The organism is Proteiniclasticum sp. (assembly GCF_032054185.1).
Classification (GTDB): domain Bacteria; phylum Bacillota; class Clostridia; order Clostridiales; family Clostridiaceae; genus Proteiniclasticum.
Genome location: NZ_DAMBTF010000018.1, coordinates 1 through 18536 on the forward strand (window position 1 = coordinate 1; position 18536 = coordinate 18536).

An 18536-nucleotide genomic window follows, 5' to 3' on the forward strand; every position below is an offset into this window, starting at 1 on the left:
TAATCAAGAAGATTATCTCATGGATCCACACTGCTTTAAATCCATGCTTTTAATGACCGCTTACAATGATCCTGCTTATTACAGAACCGATTCCTGTCGGGATTACGGCTCCGCTTCTCATCGTTCTTCTATCTCTTATGAAGGTTGTGCCTCTGCAGGTTGCTCTGAGCAGTTCCATGACAACACTTTTTCTTTTTCTCATGGCCTGCTATGGAATTTCCATCGTTCTTCTTAAATCATCTCTTCCTCATCGCCTTGCATACTTTATGCTCAGCAAGACAAATGGAAAATCTGTTCTGCTCATCGGAGCATTCATGTTCTGCACAGCAGTCATATCTTCTCTTGTTTCCAACGTTCCCTGCGCCATCATCATGACGGGAATCTGCACAAGGGTATTGTATGCTATGGGTGAGGAGCCTGGAAAAAGCAGACTCGGTCGCGCACTGCTGCTTGCGGTTCCCTTTGGTGCGGTATACGGGGGGATGATGACTCCTGCTGGAAGCTCACTGAATATCCTATCCATCCAGCTGGTCCAGCAGGCGACCGGCGTTGAAATCAGATTTGTGGAATGGATGATGATCGGTATTCCGCTATCTTTGGCTATGATTTTCATTTCCATTCCGGTATTGAACCTTCTCTTCAGACCGGAGAATGTGCCTGAAGAAAAAATGCAGCTGGCACTCAGTCAGGTCAGCCATGAGAAAAAGTTCAGCCTGTACGACATCAAGACTATGATGCTTCTCGGCCTGACCTTCATTCTCTGGATTCTTACTTCATGGGTACCATGGCTTAATGTGACCGTGGTTTCTGTATTCGCTCTTGCAGCTTTTTTCCTTCCAGGACTCGACATGATGTCATGGAAGGAGTATACAAAAGAAACCGGATGGGATTCCATCCTGATCTGCAGCGCGATTTTATCCGTTGGTGCTGCACTGGTATCTACAGGACTTACAGACTGGATTGTCGGAAATGTCTCTACAGTATTTGTAGGCACAGGTATTTTTGTTTTCATTATTTTAATTGCTGCAATTGTGAACTGGACTCATCTTCTCATTCCGACGGCATCAGCCATTGTGGTGCTTTACGCAGTCGCTTTTGCAGGGCTCGCCGTATCCCTTGATTTCGATCCGCGTATCGTGACATTTTCTGTTGCAGTCATGGCAAGCTGCGTACTGCTCATTCCATTTGACCCTGTTGTGATTGTTGCCTATTCAACAAAGTACTATAAAATCAGAGATCTTTTTGTTGCAGGAGTGATCGTATCTACCGTATGGACACTGCTTCTTGGCCTATGGCTGCCTGCAGTGCTCAGTATTATGTGAGGAGGGAGTTTCATGCCAGATCTGTTTCCGCTATCGATGTCACAGTATACCCTCATTATCGGTCTTCTCTCCAATTCCGATTTAAAGAACAGCGGACGTTTAAACACCCTTACGTGCTGTTTTGAGTGGAAGAAAGGTTCGGCTGAGCTTCTAAGTAAAATCGGTAATCAGCTTCTTGAAAAGAATGATGCATTTAGACTAAGACCTGTATATCATTTTCCCTGGAAATGGAAACAGTATATCGCTCCATATGAGAAGGAAGTGTTTCCTTTACTGAAATTTGATGATGATGAGACATATGAGTCATGGCTTATGAAAGCAAAGGATAATGATGTAAGACTGCTGAAGGATAAGCTTTACGATTTTCGTATTCTTGAAAGAGCAGACAACGGATTTACGCTCTGGATTCAGATGAACCATTTTCTGACAGACGGGTACAGCATGAAGCTGATGGCCAATCAGATCAGAGCTCTGGACAGATTCTATACGACTGGAGAAACAGGTATTGTAAAGGAACCTGGATCCTACAGGGATCATGTGGAGAAGGAGCGTAGCTACCGGAAATCTCCACAGTTCAAAGAGGACAGAGCATACTGGAAAAAAGTGTTCAGATATCATAAGGATTTTTCGTTTCCCGCCGGATCCCGTTCCATGAAGATTCACTGCGATACTAAGAGTATTACTGTGGAGGGTGATCTTTACAGAAAGCTTGTTTCTTTCTGCAGAGATAATGGACTATCCGTATCTTCTGCACTTATGTCAGGCTCTGCCATGACGGCAAATAGTATTACCGCGGCAACACGCTTTTCCATGGCTACCTTAAGTTATGGACGTAACGACGGGGTGCTGAGGCGTACCATGGGATGCATGATGAACAGTCCTGTGATGATGTACAGTGTGGACCCTAGTAAATCGTTCACTGAGTTCTGCCGAAAGAATTATGAGGATAATCTTGAGATGCTTCGTCATCTGAGATACAGCAGCCTTGATTTCACTCCGCTGTCCTATGCGCTCTGTATGAGTCATGGCATGAATTTCAACCACAGCTGGATTCTGTTCTCCCAGATGGACTATGAATCTGCTTTTGTGGATGCAGATCCAAAAGGGCGTATGTTCTGGTCCAATACCAATGTCTCACAGTTTTATGCGGCGATCTTTGATGTGCCGAAAGAAGAGAGGGTTACCCTTGAGCTGAGATATCAGACTAAACGGTTCAGTGAGAACACGATTGAGAAACTGCTGTCATCCAACTATAATATTCTGACTCTGCTTCTGCATGAACCGGATCTTCCTATGAGGGAAGTGCTGAAGTAAATCTATGGAGGGATTGATATGATACTGGAAGCATTAATTGAGCAGGCAAAGACGGACAGGATCTGTGCTGTGGATGAGGATGGCATAACAATGTCTTTTTCTGAGCTTCATGCCCGCTCTGACGCTCTTGCCACCTATTTTCTGGAGACCTTATCGCCGAAGGCCTCTGTGCTTCTTATTGGGGATAAGGAGAATGATATGCTCACCTGTCTTTTCGCATGCATGAAATCCGGTCGTGCCTATGTGCCGCTGACCACATCCGTTCCGGAAAAACGGGCTGATTTCATTGCCAGAGATTCTGACGCAGAGCTGATCATTGCTTTTCATACGGATCTTCTTTATTCAACACCATTGAAGAGACAGTCCGAAAAGGAAATCGGAATCATCATTGATAAGAGACTAGGAAACAGAGTCCATAAAAACCACTGGCTGAAGTATGACGAAATGCTTGCACTGCTTTATACATCAGGCAGTACCGGTACACCTAAAGGGGTCATCAACTGTCTAGGTGATCTTGAAAATCTCCTGACTGCACCGGATATCTATTATATCGGTGGTCCGGGAATGAGGGTCATGAACAACTTTTCGTACATGTTCTCAGCTCACATGCAGCATGTGTATCGTACGATGACCCTTATGGGTTCCCGGATGTATGCGGTGCCCTGCGAAATCCAGAAAGACCCTGGAAGACTTGTCGACTATTATCTCAAAGTGAAGCCGGATTATCTGGGCGTAATTGCAACCACCTGCGCCATGCTCCTTTCGGATAGCCGGTTTTCTCAGGAGAGTATGCCGCAGCTTAAAGGCGTGGCGCTTGCGGGTGAAGTCTGTTCGAGAAAACTCATCGGAGAACTTTTTGACCGCTTTCCGCAGATCTCTGTATGTATCCAGTATGCATCGACAGAACTTACAACCGTAGCGGTGGGCAACTGTATAACCAAAGAGGAATTCTGCAGCATAAAAACTGATATCATCCCCTTAGGCAGACCTGTTCCAGCCATTGAAGCCTGTCTTTGGGATGAAAATGGTTATGAAGTGAAGGATGGAGTAAAAGGGGAGCTTGTCATTCTTTCCAGAAGACTATGTGACGGGTACTGGAAAAATACGAAGGAAACTGATGCGGCATTCTTTCATCTGCCCGATGGAAGACGTGGATTTCATACACGTGATCTAATGGTCAGGAGAGAAGGACTGCTCTACTACTCCGGCAGACTGGACAACCGGATCAAGATCGGTGGAAATCGTGTGGAACTTGAGGAAGTGGAATCTGCTGTCTCTTCTCTGGACATTGTCCATCAGTGTGTTGTACGGCCGATGGCTACAGAAGATGGCAGGGTGAACGCACTGATTGCCTATATTACATTGAAGGAAGAAACTCAAGATCACCTGACTACGGTCATCACGATAAAGAAGGCGCTTAGAGAAAATCTACCGCTTTATATGATTCCTCAGAAGATCATGATACTTCCGGAGTTCAAGACCAATACCAGCGGAAAGATCGACAGGGCTGCCATCCGTATGTTCCATGAAGAACAGATGGAAAAGGTGTATAAGAGGATGAATGAGGCATCAGCTGTTCTGGCTAAATAGATGGAGAAACGAAAGATTACTGTATGAAAGGAGCCGTTATGAAAGATTACCGAAAAATCGTCACTGATGCACTGAATGATGCAGTCGGAATAGAGCTTAAGGAAGAACAGTACAATCTAGATCTTATTGAAAATGGGCTGATGGATTCTCTGACGATGATGAATATGGTCATTCATATGGAAGAGAATCTTGGGAAAAGAATTGACAGTAGAAGTTTCAGCAATGATGATTTCCGATCCTTTGAGCATATTCTTTCCCTGATCAGAAGAATATGAAAAATGATGATCCGCACGGCAGAAAAAATGCTGTGCGGATGTTTCTGTATTGAGGAGATTTTATATCACGGAGTGATTTTGATTTTCTTTGAGAGTTCAGGATATAATAACAGAAAAGAAGAAACAAAGGAGAAAACTGATGGAGCAGAAAGTAGTATTGATCACTGGGGGTACACGAGGAATAGGTTTTGCATCTACGAGGAAGTTCGCAGAAAAAGGCTGTCTTGTGGCAATAAATGGAAATAATGAAGAGCGTGGAATTGAAGCCGTAAAGGAACTGAAGGAAGAGGGATATACTGCAGTATACTTCAAAGCTGATGTGACAAAAGAAATGGAAGTGGAGATGCTCATTTAGTCTGTATCAGAACACTTTGGGCGTCTTGATGTACTGGTCAATAATGCCGGAGGACTTCTGGGCAGAAAGTCGATTGAAGGAATGGAGACAGATCACTGGAACAGGGTTATGGATCTGAACCTGAACAGTGCCTTTTACGCTTCACGATCTGCGATTCCCCACCTGAAAAAAAGTCGAGGGAGTATCATAAACATCACCTCCATAACAGCCTATATGGGCAGAGGACCGGGAGCTTGTGCCTATGCGGTGACGAAATCCGGACTTCTTGCCTTTACCCGAGGACTTGCAAAGGAAATGATTCCATTTGGAGTGAGGGTCAATGCGGTTTCTCCAGGCACCATCGATACGGATTTTCACAGCACTACAAGCAGAGAGCTTCTGGATTCCTGGGTTAAGGGAATACCTGCGGGAAGACTGGGTAAAGCGGAAGATGTAGCAAATGTCATCTATTTTCTGGCATCTCCTGAAGCTGAATATCTGGTGGGCGAAGTGATCCAGGTGAACGGTGGTCAGGATTTCAGATAAGACAGAGAAATCAGACCGGTTTTTCTTTGTCCTTAGGCAGATAACAGATCAGTTGAATAAGAGAAAAGAAATTTGCATGTCCTTGATGCTTATCATATAATGAATGGTAAACATTGTATGCTATTTTATTGCAGGTGATTGATGTGCATGAGAATCAGGTCATAATGAGTCTATGCAGTCATGATAAAAAGCTGAGCAGGGTAAGCCTGACAGCAGGGAGAAAGAATGAGTAAAGAATTTAAAAACATCAATTTAGATAGTGAGATCTTAAAAGCGGTGGAAAGCCTCGGTTTTAAGGAACTGACTGAAATACAGGAGAAAGTGGGGCCTTTAGCCCTTGCTGGAGAAAATATTCTGGGGTCATCCTCAACAGGAAGCGGAAAGACGCTGGCCTTTCTAATGCCTATAATGGAAAGGACCAGATGGGAGGAGGCGAAAGCCTCGACACTGATTCTGGCTCCATCAAGAGAACTGGCGCTTCAGATCAAAAATGAATATGACACTCTGGGCAGATATAAAAAGCTTTCCTGTGTGGCGGTATTCGGAAAGCAGCCTTTCCAGGAGCAGGTCAAGGAGATGAAAAACAGACATCAGGCCATCAGCGGCACTCCTGGCAGAGTCCTTGATCATATCAAAAGAGGGACTATATATACGGATGCCATACAGTACCTTGTCATTGATGAAGTGGATGAGCTTCTGGATCGGGGATTCACCGATGAGGTCATGGATATCGTGAGACACCTTAAACATGTCAGACAGACCATGATGTTCTCTGCCACCATTACCGAGAATGTAAGGGATCTGGCAATGAAGATCACGCCTGATTTTAAGATTGTTGAAGCGGCGAAGGATGATGAGCTGAATATCGAAGAAGTCCATTATCAGCTGGACGTCAAGGACAAGTGGAAGGCACTTCTTTCCACCATTTACGGCAGAAAACCGAAATCGATGATTATTTTTGTCAACACCAAGGACGAATGCGACAGAATTCAGCAGAAGCTTGGCGATGCCAATATTGACGCCTTGAAAATCCACGGGGGTATGATGCAGGAAGATCGCCTGAAGGCGATGGAGCGATTTAAAAACAAGGAAATTCCCTATCTTGTGGCAACTGACGTCGCTTCAAGAGGAATCGATATTTCTGATCTTGATATTTCCTTGAGTTATGATTTTCCCGTGGAAAAAGAAAGCTATGTTCACCGCAAAGGCAGAACCGGCAGAAATTTCAAGGAAGGTCTCGCCATCTATTTCATCACGGAATATGATGCCAGAAAAGTATCTGAAGTTGAAGGCTATATCGGACATTCTCTTGGCGCTCTGAAAACAATTGACTACGGTCCATTTAAAAATGAAAAAGACGCATTCAGAGAATTCCAGAAAAATCTGAGAAGAAACAGACCTTCGAAGGTCATTACACATAGCGACATCACAAAGCTCTACATCAATGCAGGCAAAAAGAAGAAAATCCGTCCCATAGATATTGTTGGTACACTAAATGCCATAGAGGGTATCGAACCGGAAGATATCGGAATCATTAAGGTTATGGATATGGTTTCCTACATTGATATCATGAACGGAAAAGGCGAACTTGCACTGAAGGGTCTAAGTGAAAGAAAGATCAAAGGGAAATCGGTCAGAGTGGAAAAGGCTAAAAAATAGGGTAAAGGAAGCTGAGTGTGATAGACTTTGCTTCCTTTTTTCTATATAGCCTGAATCTTTGTGAGCGCAATGCTTTACATAATGTTTTCCTAAAGTTATTATTGCCCGTTCCAAACTGTGATATACTTAGGTATGAGAATTTTTAGATAATTAAACGCCTGGGGTGAAAAGTTATGGAAAACGAGGAGAACAAAAGAAGAAATCTGCTTGAGGAAAAAAGAAAAGTTGAAATTTCGTCACTTAGACGATTACTCAACCATCATGATGAATTTTTTAATTTCATCAATCTGAATGATGTCTGGTATCGATGGGTCACGGGTAAATACGCTGTAACAAGTATAGACAGTATGGGAGAGACTCTTATTCAGTATATTGGACATTTCTGCTTGGATAATCAGGTGAATACCAGCAGGAATATGTGTTCTCACCGTCTTCTTGTCATAAACTATAAGGGCGTTTATTTTCTCCTTAGAAAAATGGATGGGAAAGATGAATTCGCCGCCATTTCATCAGTGGAATACGCACATAACTTCACCGTGATTTCATGGGATAAATTATATTCCTACATTGAACTGAAACTGAGGTGTCTTCTTTATGAAAAAATTGAAGAGATTGAAGAGATTGAAGAGGCAGAAAGCTTAGAACCCCTTCAGAATATCACCTTGATTAAAGAATAGCAGTCAGCAAAAAGCCGGCCTGAAAGAGTGAACGATTTAATGGTTCAGCTCTTAGGACCGGCTTTTCAGTTTGTTCGATTATTTTTAATTAGCGATCACCAGGAGAATCTGTTTCATCTATTCCGATAAATCGTGAATTTTTAGCGTCATAAAGTCCCTGATCGGTAATCTTGATTTCAGGGATTACAGGAAGGGTCAGGAAAGATAGGGTGAGGAACGGATTGAAATCCACGCGCTCAAACACTTCATCTGATGCTTTTTCAAGGTTTGAAAGAGCATCTGTTATTTCTTCTAGGGGGGCGCTGGACATAAGACCTGCGATATCGAGTCTCAGTTCGGAGATGATCTTCTCTTCTGATACAACTACAATACCACCCCCGATTTCTTTGATTCTGTTTATGGCTACAAGCATATCCTGATCATCTGTGCCCATCACTACCAGATTGTGTGAGTCGTGGGCGATAGTCGTGGCCACTGCACCTTTTTTCATGCGGAAACCTTTGACGAGACCGATTCCGAAATTACCGTGATTGCCGTGTCTTTCAATGACCATCAGTTTCGCTAGATCTTCATCAGGAGAGATGATATAGGGTGTATTTTTTTCATGATTCACCACCCTACGACGGGTCAGAAGACTGTTGGGAAAAACTTCTATGACATTCAGTTTACCTGAGTTCGAGGTGATCATAAGGTCTTCTCTGGTAAGATCTGGCAGCTTAATGGTATTTGTCACTTCTTCGCGCTTATCTTCCTTGTAACTGAATTTCTGCTCGCCGTTTTCCCATATGAGATTTCCGTTCTTGAAAACTTTAGAAATGACAAAATCGTCAAGGCTGTCCACAATCAGAAAATCCGCTTCATAACCTGGTGCAACTGCACCCTTTGTCTTGAATCCGTAACATTCACTAGGATTTATCGTTGCCATTCTGATGGCATCAATAGGGTCGAGTCCATAAAGTATGGCTCTTCTCACCATATCGTCGATACTTCCTTTTTCATTGAGATCGCTGATATAGATGTCATCTGTACAGAAGGTGAACCGTCTGCAGCTGCTTTTGTTTACCAGAGGAATGAGTGCATCAAAATTCTTTGCGACGGATCCTTCACGGATATGAATATAGAACCCTTTCTCCAGCCTGTCTTTTGCTTCTTCTATGGTTGTGCATTCATGATCAGTAGAGATTCCTGCTGTACGGTAGATATTATTGCCGGCTGGACTCAGTCCCGAACCATGACCGTCGAGAGTTTTATTGCTTGCCTGGGCATCAAGAAGCTTATTCATCATATCGTCCGATGTATTTTTTACGGAGCTGAGATCCATGACTTCTGCAAGTCCGGCTACCCTGTTCTTACCGTAGTATGGTTTCAGATCTTCCGCATGGAGTATGGCTCCGGATGTTTCGAATGCAGTTGCCGGGACACAGGATGGAAGCATCATCATAAAGTCCAGCGGAAGATTTTCCGATGCTTCGAGCATGTAATCCAGCCCTGATGTGCCCATGACATTTCCGATCTCATGGGGATCCATAACGACTGTTGTGATGCCATGCTTTGTAGCTGCTCTGGAAAATTCCTTGGGGGTCGCCAGTGTGGATTCAATGTGGATGTGGGCGTCGATGAGTCCTGGAACAACGTAGGCGTTTTTCAGATCGATCTCTTTTCTGCCTGTGTACTGATCACCGTAACCGACGATAAAACCGTCTTTAACGGCGATGTTTCTTTGAAGGATTTCACCGCTGAAGACATCTGCGATCTGCGCATTTTTCAGAACAAGATCGCAAGTTTCTTCACCGCTTGAGCTTTTGATGAGGGATACCAGTATATTTTTATTCAACGAAATTCACCACCTGCAATTTTATATTATTAGTACTATAGTGGAAATCTTTACCGATGTCAAACTGATATCACAAGAGATACGGTAAAAAAAGAACCGGCCATAAAGCCGGTTCAATATATAGGAGTGTAGACGTTAGCGGTATTAGTTGGTGAGATTGATGAATTTCTTGAACCATTCATCGATTTCCGTAAGCCTTCTCACTCTATGTTTCGGTTTACCTGATCTTGAAAGCTCATGATTCTCTTCACGGAAAAGACAGAGTCTTGATTCCACACCATGATATTTAAGTGCGGTGAACATCTGCAGACCTTCTGCCATCCAGCATCTGTAATCTTCTTCAGAATGAATAAACAGTGTAGGTGTTTTGACGTTGTCCGCATATTTCAGGGGTGAATGCCACCACATTTTTTCATGATTGTCCCATGGTGAAGCTGCAGTCTGATCGTCAGCGAAGTAGAATCCGATATCTGTGGTATTGAACATGGAGATCCAGTTTGAGATGCTTCTCTGGGAAGCCGCAGCCTTAAATCTGTCTGTATGCCCGATGATCCAGTTGGTCATATAACCGCCATAGGATCCGCCGGTGACAAAAAGATTGTCCTTATCCATGTCTTCATATTTTTCCAGGGCAAGATCTGTGAAATTCATCAGATCCTCGTAATCGATCATACCGTATTGTCCTCTGATGTCAGAGAATTCGTTTCCTTTTCCGTCGCTTCCTCTAGGATTGGAGAAAATGACAAAGTAGCCACTGTTTGCGAAATACTGCAGTTCGTGATAGAAGACGCTGCCGTAGACGGTTTTAGGTCCGCCATGGATTTCCAGAAGTACAGGGTATTTCGTGCCTTTCTTATAATCGACAGGCTTAAGAATAAATCCGTCGATGGATTCTCCGTCTTCTCTTTCCAGACTAAGCGGTTCAGGAATGGAAAGCTTGATTTCTTCTTTGACCCAGTCATTGTAGGAGGTGAGCTTCTGATTTTCCTTATCGAGTATCCCGTACAGTTCCTGAAGTGAAGTGTTCTTCATTCCGATATAAAGAATGGAACCGTTATGGACGCTAATGGCGTCCACTGAACCTTCTTCGGTCATGACCGCACTGATCTTACCACTTTCATCAACCTTCATGATATATGAGTCGGTTCCCTGAGTCGTGGTGAAGTAGAGCATACCGTTATCCACTCTTCTGGATTTACCTCCGCCATACCTTGAGTCGCTTCCTACTGAACTGTAGAGAGATATATCAAGATCTTCTGTGATGAGTTTCAGTTCTCCCTTTTCCAGATCGTAGATGTAGAACTTGGCATTCTCGTTGATGCCAAGAATCTTCATATCTGTTGCGCTTAGGATCAGTTTATTTTCGGAGAGAAATTCGGCGGATGAAATGGCAAGACCTGTAGTCTCGAGTTTTACGATACCGGCACCATCGAATATTGAAAGTTCATTGTAGAGTTCTTCCTTATCCATAAAGGTGCTTGAGGTGATTACAGCCTGATCTTTCTTTTCATTCAGTTTAATGCTTTCCACATTTGTGTACTCACCGGAAAGATACTCCACAAACTGTCCCTTCTCATCAAAGAGGCACAGTCGGTCTCTTTTTCTTGAAGTAAATCCGTTTCCGTTGGACCAGTAGGGGATTTCTTCAAGAACTTCATAATCCTTTTCTTCCTTCAGTCTTTTCAGTTCATCGGAAAGTTCTTTTTCATCTAATGTCAGCTGATCTTTGCTGTTGCTGTCATAATACGCTGAGGCCAGAATCATGCCGTTATAAAGAATCTCGTAGTTTGTTACTTTCTTGTTGAAACGGATATACTTGTCGGCTTCTCCGCCATGGATATTGATCTTGTACACCTGAGTGAATTCTTTTAAGCTTTCCATTTCTTCTTTGTCTTTGTCATCTCTTATGGTGGTGAAAATGATGTTTTCATCGTCCAGCCATTTGAAACCGGATTCCTTATTGAACGCAGTCAATTTCTTTGTTTCGCCGCTGTCCACCTGCAGAAGATGAAGATTGGACAGATATCTGTTGTTTTCCATATCCACTTCATGCAGGACATAGGCTGCATGCTTTCCATCAGGGGAATGCTCGATCCCTGAAAGGAATTTGAAATTTTTAAAATCGTCTATTGTCAGATTTCTCATGATGACCTCCATAACATAGTTTATAGAATAAATATACAGGATAATTGACAGATATTTTTGAATACGATCGAATTTCTGTATGTCCGTTTCTTTATCTGTATTTCTTTTTACGCACAAAAAAATTCCGCCGGGGGAATCAGCGGAATTTAATCTTAAGGCCAGTTAAAATATATATTATTTAAAGGGTTTATTTATTTAGCGGCTTCGTAGAACTTTGCAACCTGTTCCCAGTTGATCACGTTAAACCAGTTTTCAATGTATTCAGGTCTCTTGTTCTGATACTTCAGATAGTATGCATGTTCCCATACGTCTAAGCCAAGTATTGGTTCATATCCTTCAGAAACAGGGTTGTCCTGATTTGCTGTGGACATAACTTCCAGTTCGCCGTTCTTTACAACCAGCCAAGCCCAACCGGATCCGAATCGTGTTGCTGCTGCATTGGAGAACTGGGTCTTGAATTCTTCCATGCTTCCGAACTTTCTGTTGATGGCTTCGAGCACTTCACCTTCAGGCTTCTGGCTGTCATTTCTCATCATTGACCAGAACATGGAATGATTCAGGTGTCCGCCACCGTTGTTTCTTACTGCAGTACGGATATCTTCAGGAATCGCATCAAGATTTTCAATAAGTTCTCTGATGCTCTTTTCCTGCAGTTCAGGATATTTTTCAAGAGCGGAATTCAGCTTATCGACATATGCCTGATGATGCTTGCTGTAATGGATCTCCATGGTCTGAGCATCGATATAAGGCTCCAGTGCACTGTATTCATAAGGTAATTTTGGTAATTCATGTTTCATTCTTTAATTCCTCCAAATTTTGTTTTTTTCTTTCACAAACTCCCGTGACTGGGAGTTTTCATTTACTTCATGTACTAACTATAACCCAACTGATAGTCGTATTCAATAGCATACAATTAAATTTACGGGTAATATTTACTTTATTCATAGTTAGTTAATAAAGTTTACGTGATTTATCTGTTTTACCTGTTTAGAGGATAAAATGCTACATGATATATATTTAATTATATTTAATGGAGATGAGATATCCTGACATCCATTTAGAATCAGACTTTACCGAGTATAACCGTATGATCCGACACTTTTTCTATAAATTCACTATCATGAGATACCACAATTATAGCGTGATCTTTTTTGATTTTTTGAATGATATCGATCAGCAGGTTTTTGTTTTCCTGATCGAGACTGCTGGTCGGTTCATCAAAACAAAGTACAAGCGGCTTCAGGAGCAGAGCACGAATGATTGCGATTCTCTGCTTCTGTCCACCGGAAAGCTCTGAGGGGTATGCTTTTTTCTTTTCCAGCATACCGAACTCCTTTAGAAGTTCCTCCGCTTTTTTCACGCCTTCCTCCTCCGGATAAATCTTATGGTATCGTACGGCAATCAGAAGGTTATCCATTACATTCAGATGCTGAAAAAGTGAGGAGGATTGAAAGACAAGTCCGATTTTTGTTCTGTTTGTATCATCCACAGGAACATCATTCAGGTAGAACTCTCCTGAATCCTGCTCTTCCAGTCTGACGATGCACTTTAAAAGTGTTGATTTTCCTACGCCGGATGGTCCTACAATGGCCAGCACCTCGTTCTTTTCAACCGAAAAGTCAAGATCTTTCAGTACCATGAGATCACCATATGATTTTGTGATTTTTTCTGCTCTGAAACTCATATCGTCACCTTCCTTATGCTTTTCTCCACTCTCTTCAGAGACTTTTCAATGATGATACTTAAGATAAAGTAGATCATACCCACCAGGATGAACGGAACCGCTGAAACATATATGTTTGCAAGAGTTCTTGAGACTTTGATAAGCTCACTCAGACCTAGAGTATAGATCAGAGCTGTGTCTTTAAGGAGTACAAGTACATCATTTGAAAGAGAGGGGAAACTGTTTCTCACTGCAAGGGGAAGTAGGATCTTGTAGTAAGTAAAGGATTTAGAAAATCCGAGTACGAACGCCACGTCCTTCTGATCCTGAGGTATGCTCTGTATGCCTCCCCTTAAAATCTCTGCAATGTAGCCAGTATAGTTAAAAGTGAATCCGATCAGTGCTGCACTCATTCGATCCAGGGTTATCCCGAAAAAGGGAAGCCCGAAATAGATGAAAATGAGCTGCAGAAGGAGCGGAGTGCCCCTGACAACAGAAATGTAAGCGGAAATGAACGGTTTCAGTTTTCGGAAACTGTAAAGATAAGTTACAAGCACACCCAGGACTGAAGAGGTAATGAGTGTGATGATGAAGTAGAACAGGGTCTGTCCAAGTCCGCCTAGAATGACACTGTAGCTTGATGTGATGATATTAATCATTGATATACACCCTTTTTATTTCTTCAAATGCTCCATCGGCTTTGATTTCGGCAAGGGTCTCGTTCACCTTATTAAGGAGTGTAACATCTGCCTTTCTGAACCCTATTCCGTACTCTTCTTCTCCGAAGTTTTCATCCAGTATTCTGTATTCATCCATATTTTTTGAAAGAAGAACATATCTTGCAAGGACTTCATCCAGAACGATTGCATCACTTCTGCCTGATTCAAGATCCAGAAACAGGTCGAGGTTAGAATCGAATGTGATGAGTTCGCCGTTTTTAAGATTATTGACTACATCTTCCTCAGCGGATACCGCATCATAAGCACTGGATTCCTTCTGAACAGCTACGACTTTATCTTTAAGATCGCTCTTGGTGTTGATGTCTGAACTTGCCATCGTGATGATGATCTGAGTATTATCCATATAAGGATCGGAGAAATTGACTTTCTCTTTTCTTGCTTCTGTTATGGTGTATCCGTTGAAAATGAGATCGATGTTGCCGCTGTTCAGCTCGCTTTCTTTAAGCGACCAGTCAATCGGCTGAAATTTTGGTGTGATGCCTATTCGTTTAAAAATTTCCTTTGCAAGGTCAACGTCAAAACCGACCAGCTCACCGTCCTGATTTCTGAATCCCATAGGTACAAAAGTGTCATCCAGGCCCACTACGATTTCACCCTTTTCGGCGATGGCTTCAAAACTGTCTTCCTCTGTTTTTGTGTTTGCTGAGCACCCCGCAAGCAGCATAAGTCCCATAAGCAGTGTGATGATTTTTTTCATTTTCTTTTCCTCCTTGAATAATGTGTTTTTAATTTTTTTGCTTTGAAAAACAAAAAAGTCCTTAGTCAAAATCTGACTAAGGACGATATCTCTTCGTGGTTCCACCTTATTTTATCAGCACCTCACGGTACTGACCTCTTCGAGTACAATCATACTCTAGTCTTGATAACGGATGACAAGGTTCCCGGTATTCACTACTCTAATAAATTTCGCAAATACAGCTCAAAGATGTGTTCCCTTATGCGCCACTGTTTTTTCACACCAACCAAAAACTCTCTGAAAGTTTTGCACAAGATACTATTTCTTTTCAACGCAATTAAATTATTGAATCAAATAATACACTCCTTGTTCTCAAAATGCAAGTACATTTTTCGAAAATATGAGTTTCAGAATTGACATGGTTACAGATCCGTCTGTTTTCCGGAAATGGACAGGTGTATTACGGATATGTCAGTATTTCATCTTCTGAAATAGTCTTTCAATCGTTAAATTTCTGTAAAGCAGATGATTTAATATGTGCGTCATTTAAATGCAACTGTACGCGGCTATGTGGTTTCTGAGCATTTTCTTATTGATGATATGGTCCATATTGCCTTATATATCAGGGTGTTCCAAAATTGACGGAAATTTCTATACATGATAATGTTTATACAGATGTAATTATAATATCAAGGAGGAATAAAAAATGGCTGCAAAAATTCTATTGGTTGGTAGTGTAATGATGGATCTCATCCTTCGCTGCGAAAGAGCCCCGAAACCGAGTGAAAGTGTTCTCGGACATGATTACAGCAATGCTCCAGGTGGTAAAGGCAGTAATGCTGCTGTTGCTGCAAGAAGAGCGGGTGCTGATGTGGCAGCATATGCAACAGTAGGTAAGGACACGAACGGCGAATATCTGCTGGATAAGTGGAAGGAAGCTGGAATCAATACAGAGTATGTTATAGAAAGAGAAGGCGAGAATACCGGTTTCGTGGCCATTACTCTGGAAGACAATGGACAGAACCGTCTGATCATTTTCCCTGGAGCCAATATGAAAACACCACCAGATGAACTGGAAGATGCATTTAAGGATAAGTTCGATGCAGTTCTTCTTCAGTTTGAGATTCCATTTGAAACCAATAAAAAGGCAATTGAGCTTGCCAATGAAAAAGGCATCATTACAGTACTTGATGCAGGTCCAGCCCAGAAATATGACCTTGAAGGTCTACCTCCAGTAACCATTCTATCTCCAAATGAAACAGAAACAGAAGCGCTCGTAGGGATTTATCCTAAAGATCAGGACAGTGCCAGAGAAGCTTCCAAAAAACTTATGGAGCGTAATGGGTCCAAGTATGTCGTACTGAAGATGGGCGACAAAGGTTCCTATCTGTATGGCGAAGGCTTTGATGAAATGGTTCCACCTTTTAAAGTGAATGCAGTAGACCCAACCGCAGCAGGAGACGCTTTTACAGGCGTTCTTGCCATGGCATTTGCCGAGACAGGAGACTTGAGAGAAGCAGCCAGAATGGCTAATGCCGCTGGTGCGCTGACCTGTACAAAGCTTGGGGCTCAGCCTTCACTCCCAACGAAGAAGGAAATTGACGAGCTGATGGCCAAGTAGCTTAAAACAGACAAATCACCAGAGTGCAGATCATTCTGACTGCTCTCTGGTGATTTTTATTGTTCAATTTATGCAAAAGAAAAAACCATCTTATAAAAAGATGGTTTCTAAGAACCGAAACTTTCGATTCTATGGCGGAGAACGAGGGATTTGAACCCTCGCGCCGGTTACCCGACCTACGCCCTTAGCAGGGGCGCCTCTTCGGCCACTTGAGTAGTTCTCCATACCGAAGTCAATGAATATTAAATTACCACAAAACACATTATATCAAGGGGAGAAGGCACTGTCAATAGAATTCAACGTTTGAAATAACGTGAGAAGCGGATGTGTTGATTGCAAAACTAAATTCCACACTGAAAAAAATAGAAACGGAAATTACTTTTGCAAACCGGAATATGGAACTTAGTTGTGCAAAAGGATAAGATGAGAAAAGATGATGCCTCTTCAGGAGGACATAACGAACAAGCATAAACATCTGACCCTAGACGACAGAATCATAATACAGCATGGACTAGAGGCTGGAGAATCCCTCAGAAGCATAGCGGGAGATCTCGGGAAAGACCCCGGAACCATATCCAAGGAAGTCAAAACCCATATCCAGTTCAAGCAGACAGGCTGTTACGGGAAGCCCTACAACAACTGCCTGCTGAGGAAGAACTGCGGTTTCCAGTCACTGTGCGGAAAGGTCAAGTGCAACCGCACATGCAGCTTCTGCCATTCCTACGAGTGTTCCACACTCTGCAAGGAATATACCCCCGAAACCTGTCTGAAACTCACCAAATCCCCCTATGTCTGCAATGGATGCGAGACACGGAGGAAATGCTCTCTAGAGAAACGGCTATACAGCGCTTCTGCTGCGCAGAAGGAGTATGAGGCCATACGCTCAGAGGCTCGTCAGGGCCTCCAGATTACCGAGAAAGACGCATTAAGACTGGATGCGCTGATCAGTCCTCTTCTCCTTAAAGGTCAGTCTCTTCACCATATCTGCGTCAGCCAAGCCGATGAAGTCATGCTGCATGAGCGGACTCTATACCACTATGTCAATAAGGGTGTTTTTTCCGCCAGAAACATCGACATGCCTCGAGTCGTGCGCATGGGCAGGCGCAAGCCTAAGACAACATTCAAGGTGGACAGAAAATGCCGTGAGAACCGCACATATCTCGACTACAGGACCTTCATGGAAGCGAATCCAGGTATTCCTGTAGTCGAAATTGACAGCGTGGAAGGAACCAAGGGCGGGAAAGTTCTTCTCACTATCCACTTCGTGGTACCTCAGTACATGCTTGCATTCATCCGGGAAGCGAACACTTCCCGGTCTGTGACAGACGTATTCAACATTCTATTCGAAGAACTTGGTCTAGAGGGTTTTAAGCAGATATTTCCCGTGCTGCTTGGAGACAATGGCAGCGAGTTTTCCAACCCCGCCGCCATTGAATACACACCGGACGGAATTCTTCGTTCTCGCGTGTTCTTCTGTGATCCCCATGCACCATACCAGAAAGGCGCAGCAGAAAACAATCACACTCTCCTTCGTCGGATCATCCCGAAAGGGACTTCGTTCGACGGATTTAATCAGGAACACATTACACTATTAATGAATCCCGTGAACTCCTACATCCGGAAAAACCTGGGAGACAAGTCTCCCTACGAAGCATTTACGGATATCTACGGAGATGATTTCGTAAAGAAGATGGGTGCAGAACTTATCTCACCCGATAAAGTCATAATGCACCCATCTCTACTTAAATAATATTGACCAGAGGCATCATCTGCATCTGATTATCGCACAAGAACACGGGGTGGAATTTACTCTTGCAAAAAGTTAGCGAAATTCGACCTTCGGTTTCCCATACCCAAAAAGACTCAGTTTTGTGCTGCTGATCAGATATATTGTACTACTAAACTGGCCATATTGGATAGAACAAACAAAAGAAAAAACCACTGAAATCAGGCCATCTCTCGATTCCGACTTCAGTGGAAGTTACTATTACAAACTGGAAGTTACTTTTTCAATTAACCCGTGAGAAGCGGAACCCTCCTTACCTGATGCCGCCTGCAGGACTGAAGTTCATAGCGGAAAAATGAATGACTCATGAGAAAGTGGCTCATACTAAATGAGAAATGTCCGCATATTGGGATA

General features: G+C 42.9%; 14 protein-coding genes, 1 tRNA gene, 2 pseudogenes and 1 other annotated feature. Of the genes and pseudogenes, 10 read left to right on the forward strand and 7 right to left on the reverse strand.

Annotation, left to right across the window (positions count from 1 at the left end):
- Positions 1 to 65: 65 nt before the first annotated feature.
- The 7 genes and pseudogenes from RTX25_RS10315 to RTX25_RS10345 all read left to right on the forward strand — a co-directional run bounded on the left by RTX25_RS10315 (position 66) and on the right by RTX25_RS10345 (position 7717).
- Positions 66 to 1322, forward strand: coding sequence for an SLC13 family permease (locus tag RTX25_RS10315; protein ID WP_312653372.1), 1257 nt, complete (start codon positions 66 to 68; stop codon positions 1320 to 1322).
- A gap of 12 nt (positions 1323 to 1334) precedes the next feature.
- Positions 1335 to 2636 (forward strand): condensation domain-containing protein, encoded by a 1302-nt coding sequence (locus RTX25_RS10320; protein ID WP_312653374.1) that lies wholly within the window; start codon positions 1335 to 1337, stop codon positions 2634 to 2636.
- An 18-nt stretch (positions 2637 to 2654) separates the two neighbouring features.
- Positions 2655 to 4226 (forward strand): AMP-binding protein, encoded by a 1572-nt coding sequence (locus tag RTX25_RS10325; RefSeq protein ID WP_312653376.1) that lies wholly within the window; start codon positions 2655 to 2657, stop codon positions 4224 to 4226.
- A gap of 38 nt (positions 4227 to 4264) precedes the next feature.
- Positions 4265 to 4501, forward strand: a complete 237-nt coding sequence (locus RTX25_RS10330; protein WP_312653378.1) for a hypothetical protein — start codon at positions 4265 to 4267, stop codon at positions 4499 to 4501.
- Positions 4502 to 4640: 139 nt separating this feature from the next.
- Positions 4641 to 5381 (forward strand): annotated as a pseudogene (locus RTX25_RS10335) (SDR family NAD(P)-dependent oxidoreductase).
- 225 nt (positions 5382 to 5606) lie between these two features.
- Positions 5607 to 7040, forward strand: coding sequence for a DEAD/DEAH box helicase (locus tag RTX25_RS10340; protein ID WP_312653380.1), 1434 nt, complete (start codon positions 5607 to 5609; stop codon positions 7038 to 7040).
- Positions 7041 to 7213: 173 nt separating this feature from the next.
- Positions 7214 to 7717 carry a hypothetical protein gene (locus RTX25_RS10345; RefSeq protein ID WP_312653382.1) on the forward strand — a complete coding sequence of 168 codons (504 nt, stop codon included), beginning with the start codon at positions 7214 to 7216 and terminating at the stop codon, positions 7715 to 7717.
- Between the two features lie 88 nt (positions 7718 to 7805).
- Here RTX25_RS10345 and ade read toward each other — a convergent pair whose 3' ends face one another.
- The 6 genes from ade to RTX25_RS10375 all read right to left on the reverse strand — a co-directional run bounded on the left by ade (position 7806) and on the right by RTX25_RS10375 (position 14796).
- Positions 7806 to 9551, reverse strand: a complete 1746-nt coding sequence (ade, locus tag RTX25_RS10350) for an adenine deaminase (protein ID WP_312653384.1) — start codon at positions 9549 to 9551, stop codon at positions 7806 to 7808.
- 144 nt (positions 9552 to 9695) lie between these two features.
- Positions 9696 to 11696: a S9 family peptidase gene (locus tag RTX25_RS10355; RefSeq protein ID WP_312653385.1), complete on the reverse strand. Its 2001-nt coding sequence runs from the start codon at positions 11694 to 11696 to the stop codon at positions 9696 to 9698.
- A gap of 191 nt (positions 11697 to 11887) precedes the next feature.
- Positions 11888 to 12493 (reverse strand): superoxide dismutase, encoded by a 606-nt coding sequence (locus RTX25_RS10360; RefSeq protein ID WP_312653386.1) that lies wholly within the window; start codon positions 12491 to 12493, stop codon positions 11888 to 11890.
- A gap of 266 nt (positions 12494 to 12759) precedes the next feature.
- On the reverse strand, positions 12760 to 13380 hold the full coding sequence (locus RTX25_RS10365) for an ATP-binding cassette domain-containing protein (protein ID WP_312653388.1): 621 nt from the start codon (positions 13378 to 13380) through the stop codon (positions 12760 to 12762).
- Entirely contained in the window at positions 13377 to 14018 is a 642-nt protein-coding gene (locus tag RTX25_RS10370) for an amino acid ABC transporter permease (protein WP_312653390.1), read from the reverse strand. The genes RTX25_RS10365 and RTX25_RS10370 overlap by 4 nt, the downstream gene beginning before the upstream one ends.
- Positions 14011 to 14796, reverse strand: a complete 786-nt coding sequence (locus RTX25_RS10375; protein WP_312653392.1) for an amino acid ABC transporter substrate-binding protein — start codon at positions 14794 to 14796, stop codon at positions 14011 to 14013. Before RTX25_RS10375 ends, RTX25_RS10370 begins: the two co-directional genes overlap by 8 nt.
- A gap of 75 nt (positions 14797 to 14871) precedes the next feature.
- Positions 14872 to 15116, reverse strand: a binding site (T-box leader).
- 365 nt (positions 15117 to 15481) lie between these two features.
- Here RTX25_RS10375 and RTX25_RS10380 point away from each other — a divergent pair.
- On the forward strand, positions 15482 to 16396 hold the full coding sequence (locus tag RTX25_RS10380) for a ribokinase (RefSeq protein ID WP_312653394.1): 915 nt from the start codon (positions 15482 to 15484) through the stop codon (positions 16394 to 16396).
- A gap of 132 nt (positions 16397 to 16528) precedes the next feature.
- On the opposite strand, the gene RTX25_RS10385 is transcribed toward RTX25_RS10380, so the two are convergent.
- Positions 16529 to 16619, reverse strand: a tRNA-Ser gene (locus RTX25_RS10385).
- Positions 16620 to 16850: 231 nt separating this feature from the next.
- Here RTX25_RS10385 and RTX25_RS14620 point away from each other — a divergent pair.
- Together RTX25_RS14620 and RTX25_RS10390 are read left to right on the forward strand one after the other, a co-directional pair.
- A pseudogene (locus tag RTX25_RS14620) lies at positions 16851 to 16991 on the forward strand (helix-turn-helix domain-containing protein); the annotation flags it as partial.
- A 171-nt stretch (positions 16992 to 17162) separates the two neighbouring features.
- Positions 17163 to 18146 (forward strand): IS30 family transposase, encoded by a 984-nt coding sequence (locus RTX25_RS10390; RefSeq protein ID WP_397428547.1) that lies wholly within the window; start codon positions 17163 to 17165, stop codon positions 18144 to 18146.
- The last annotated feature ends 390 nt before the right edge of the window (positions 18147 to 18536 follow it).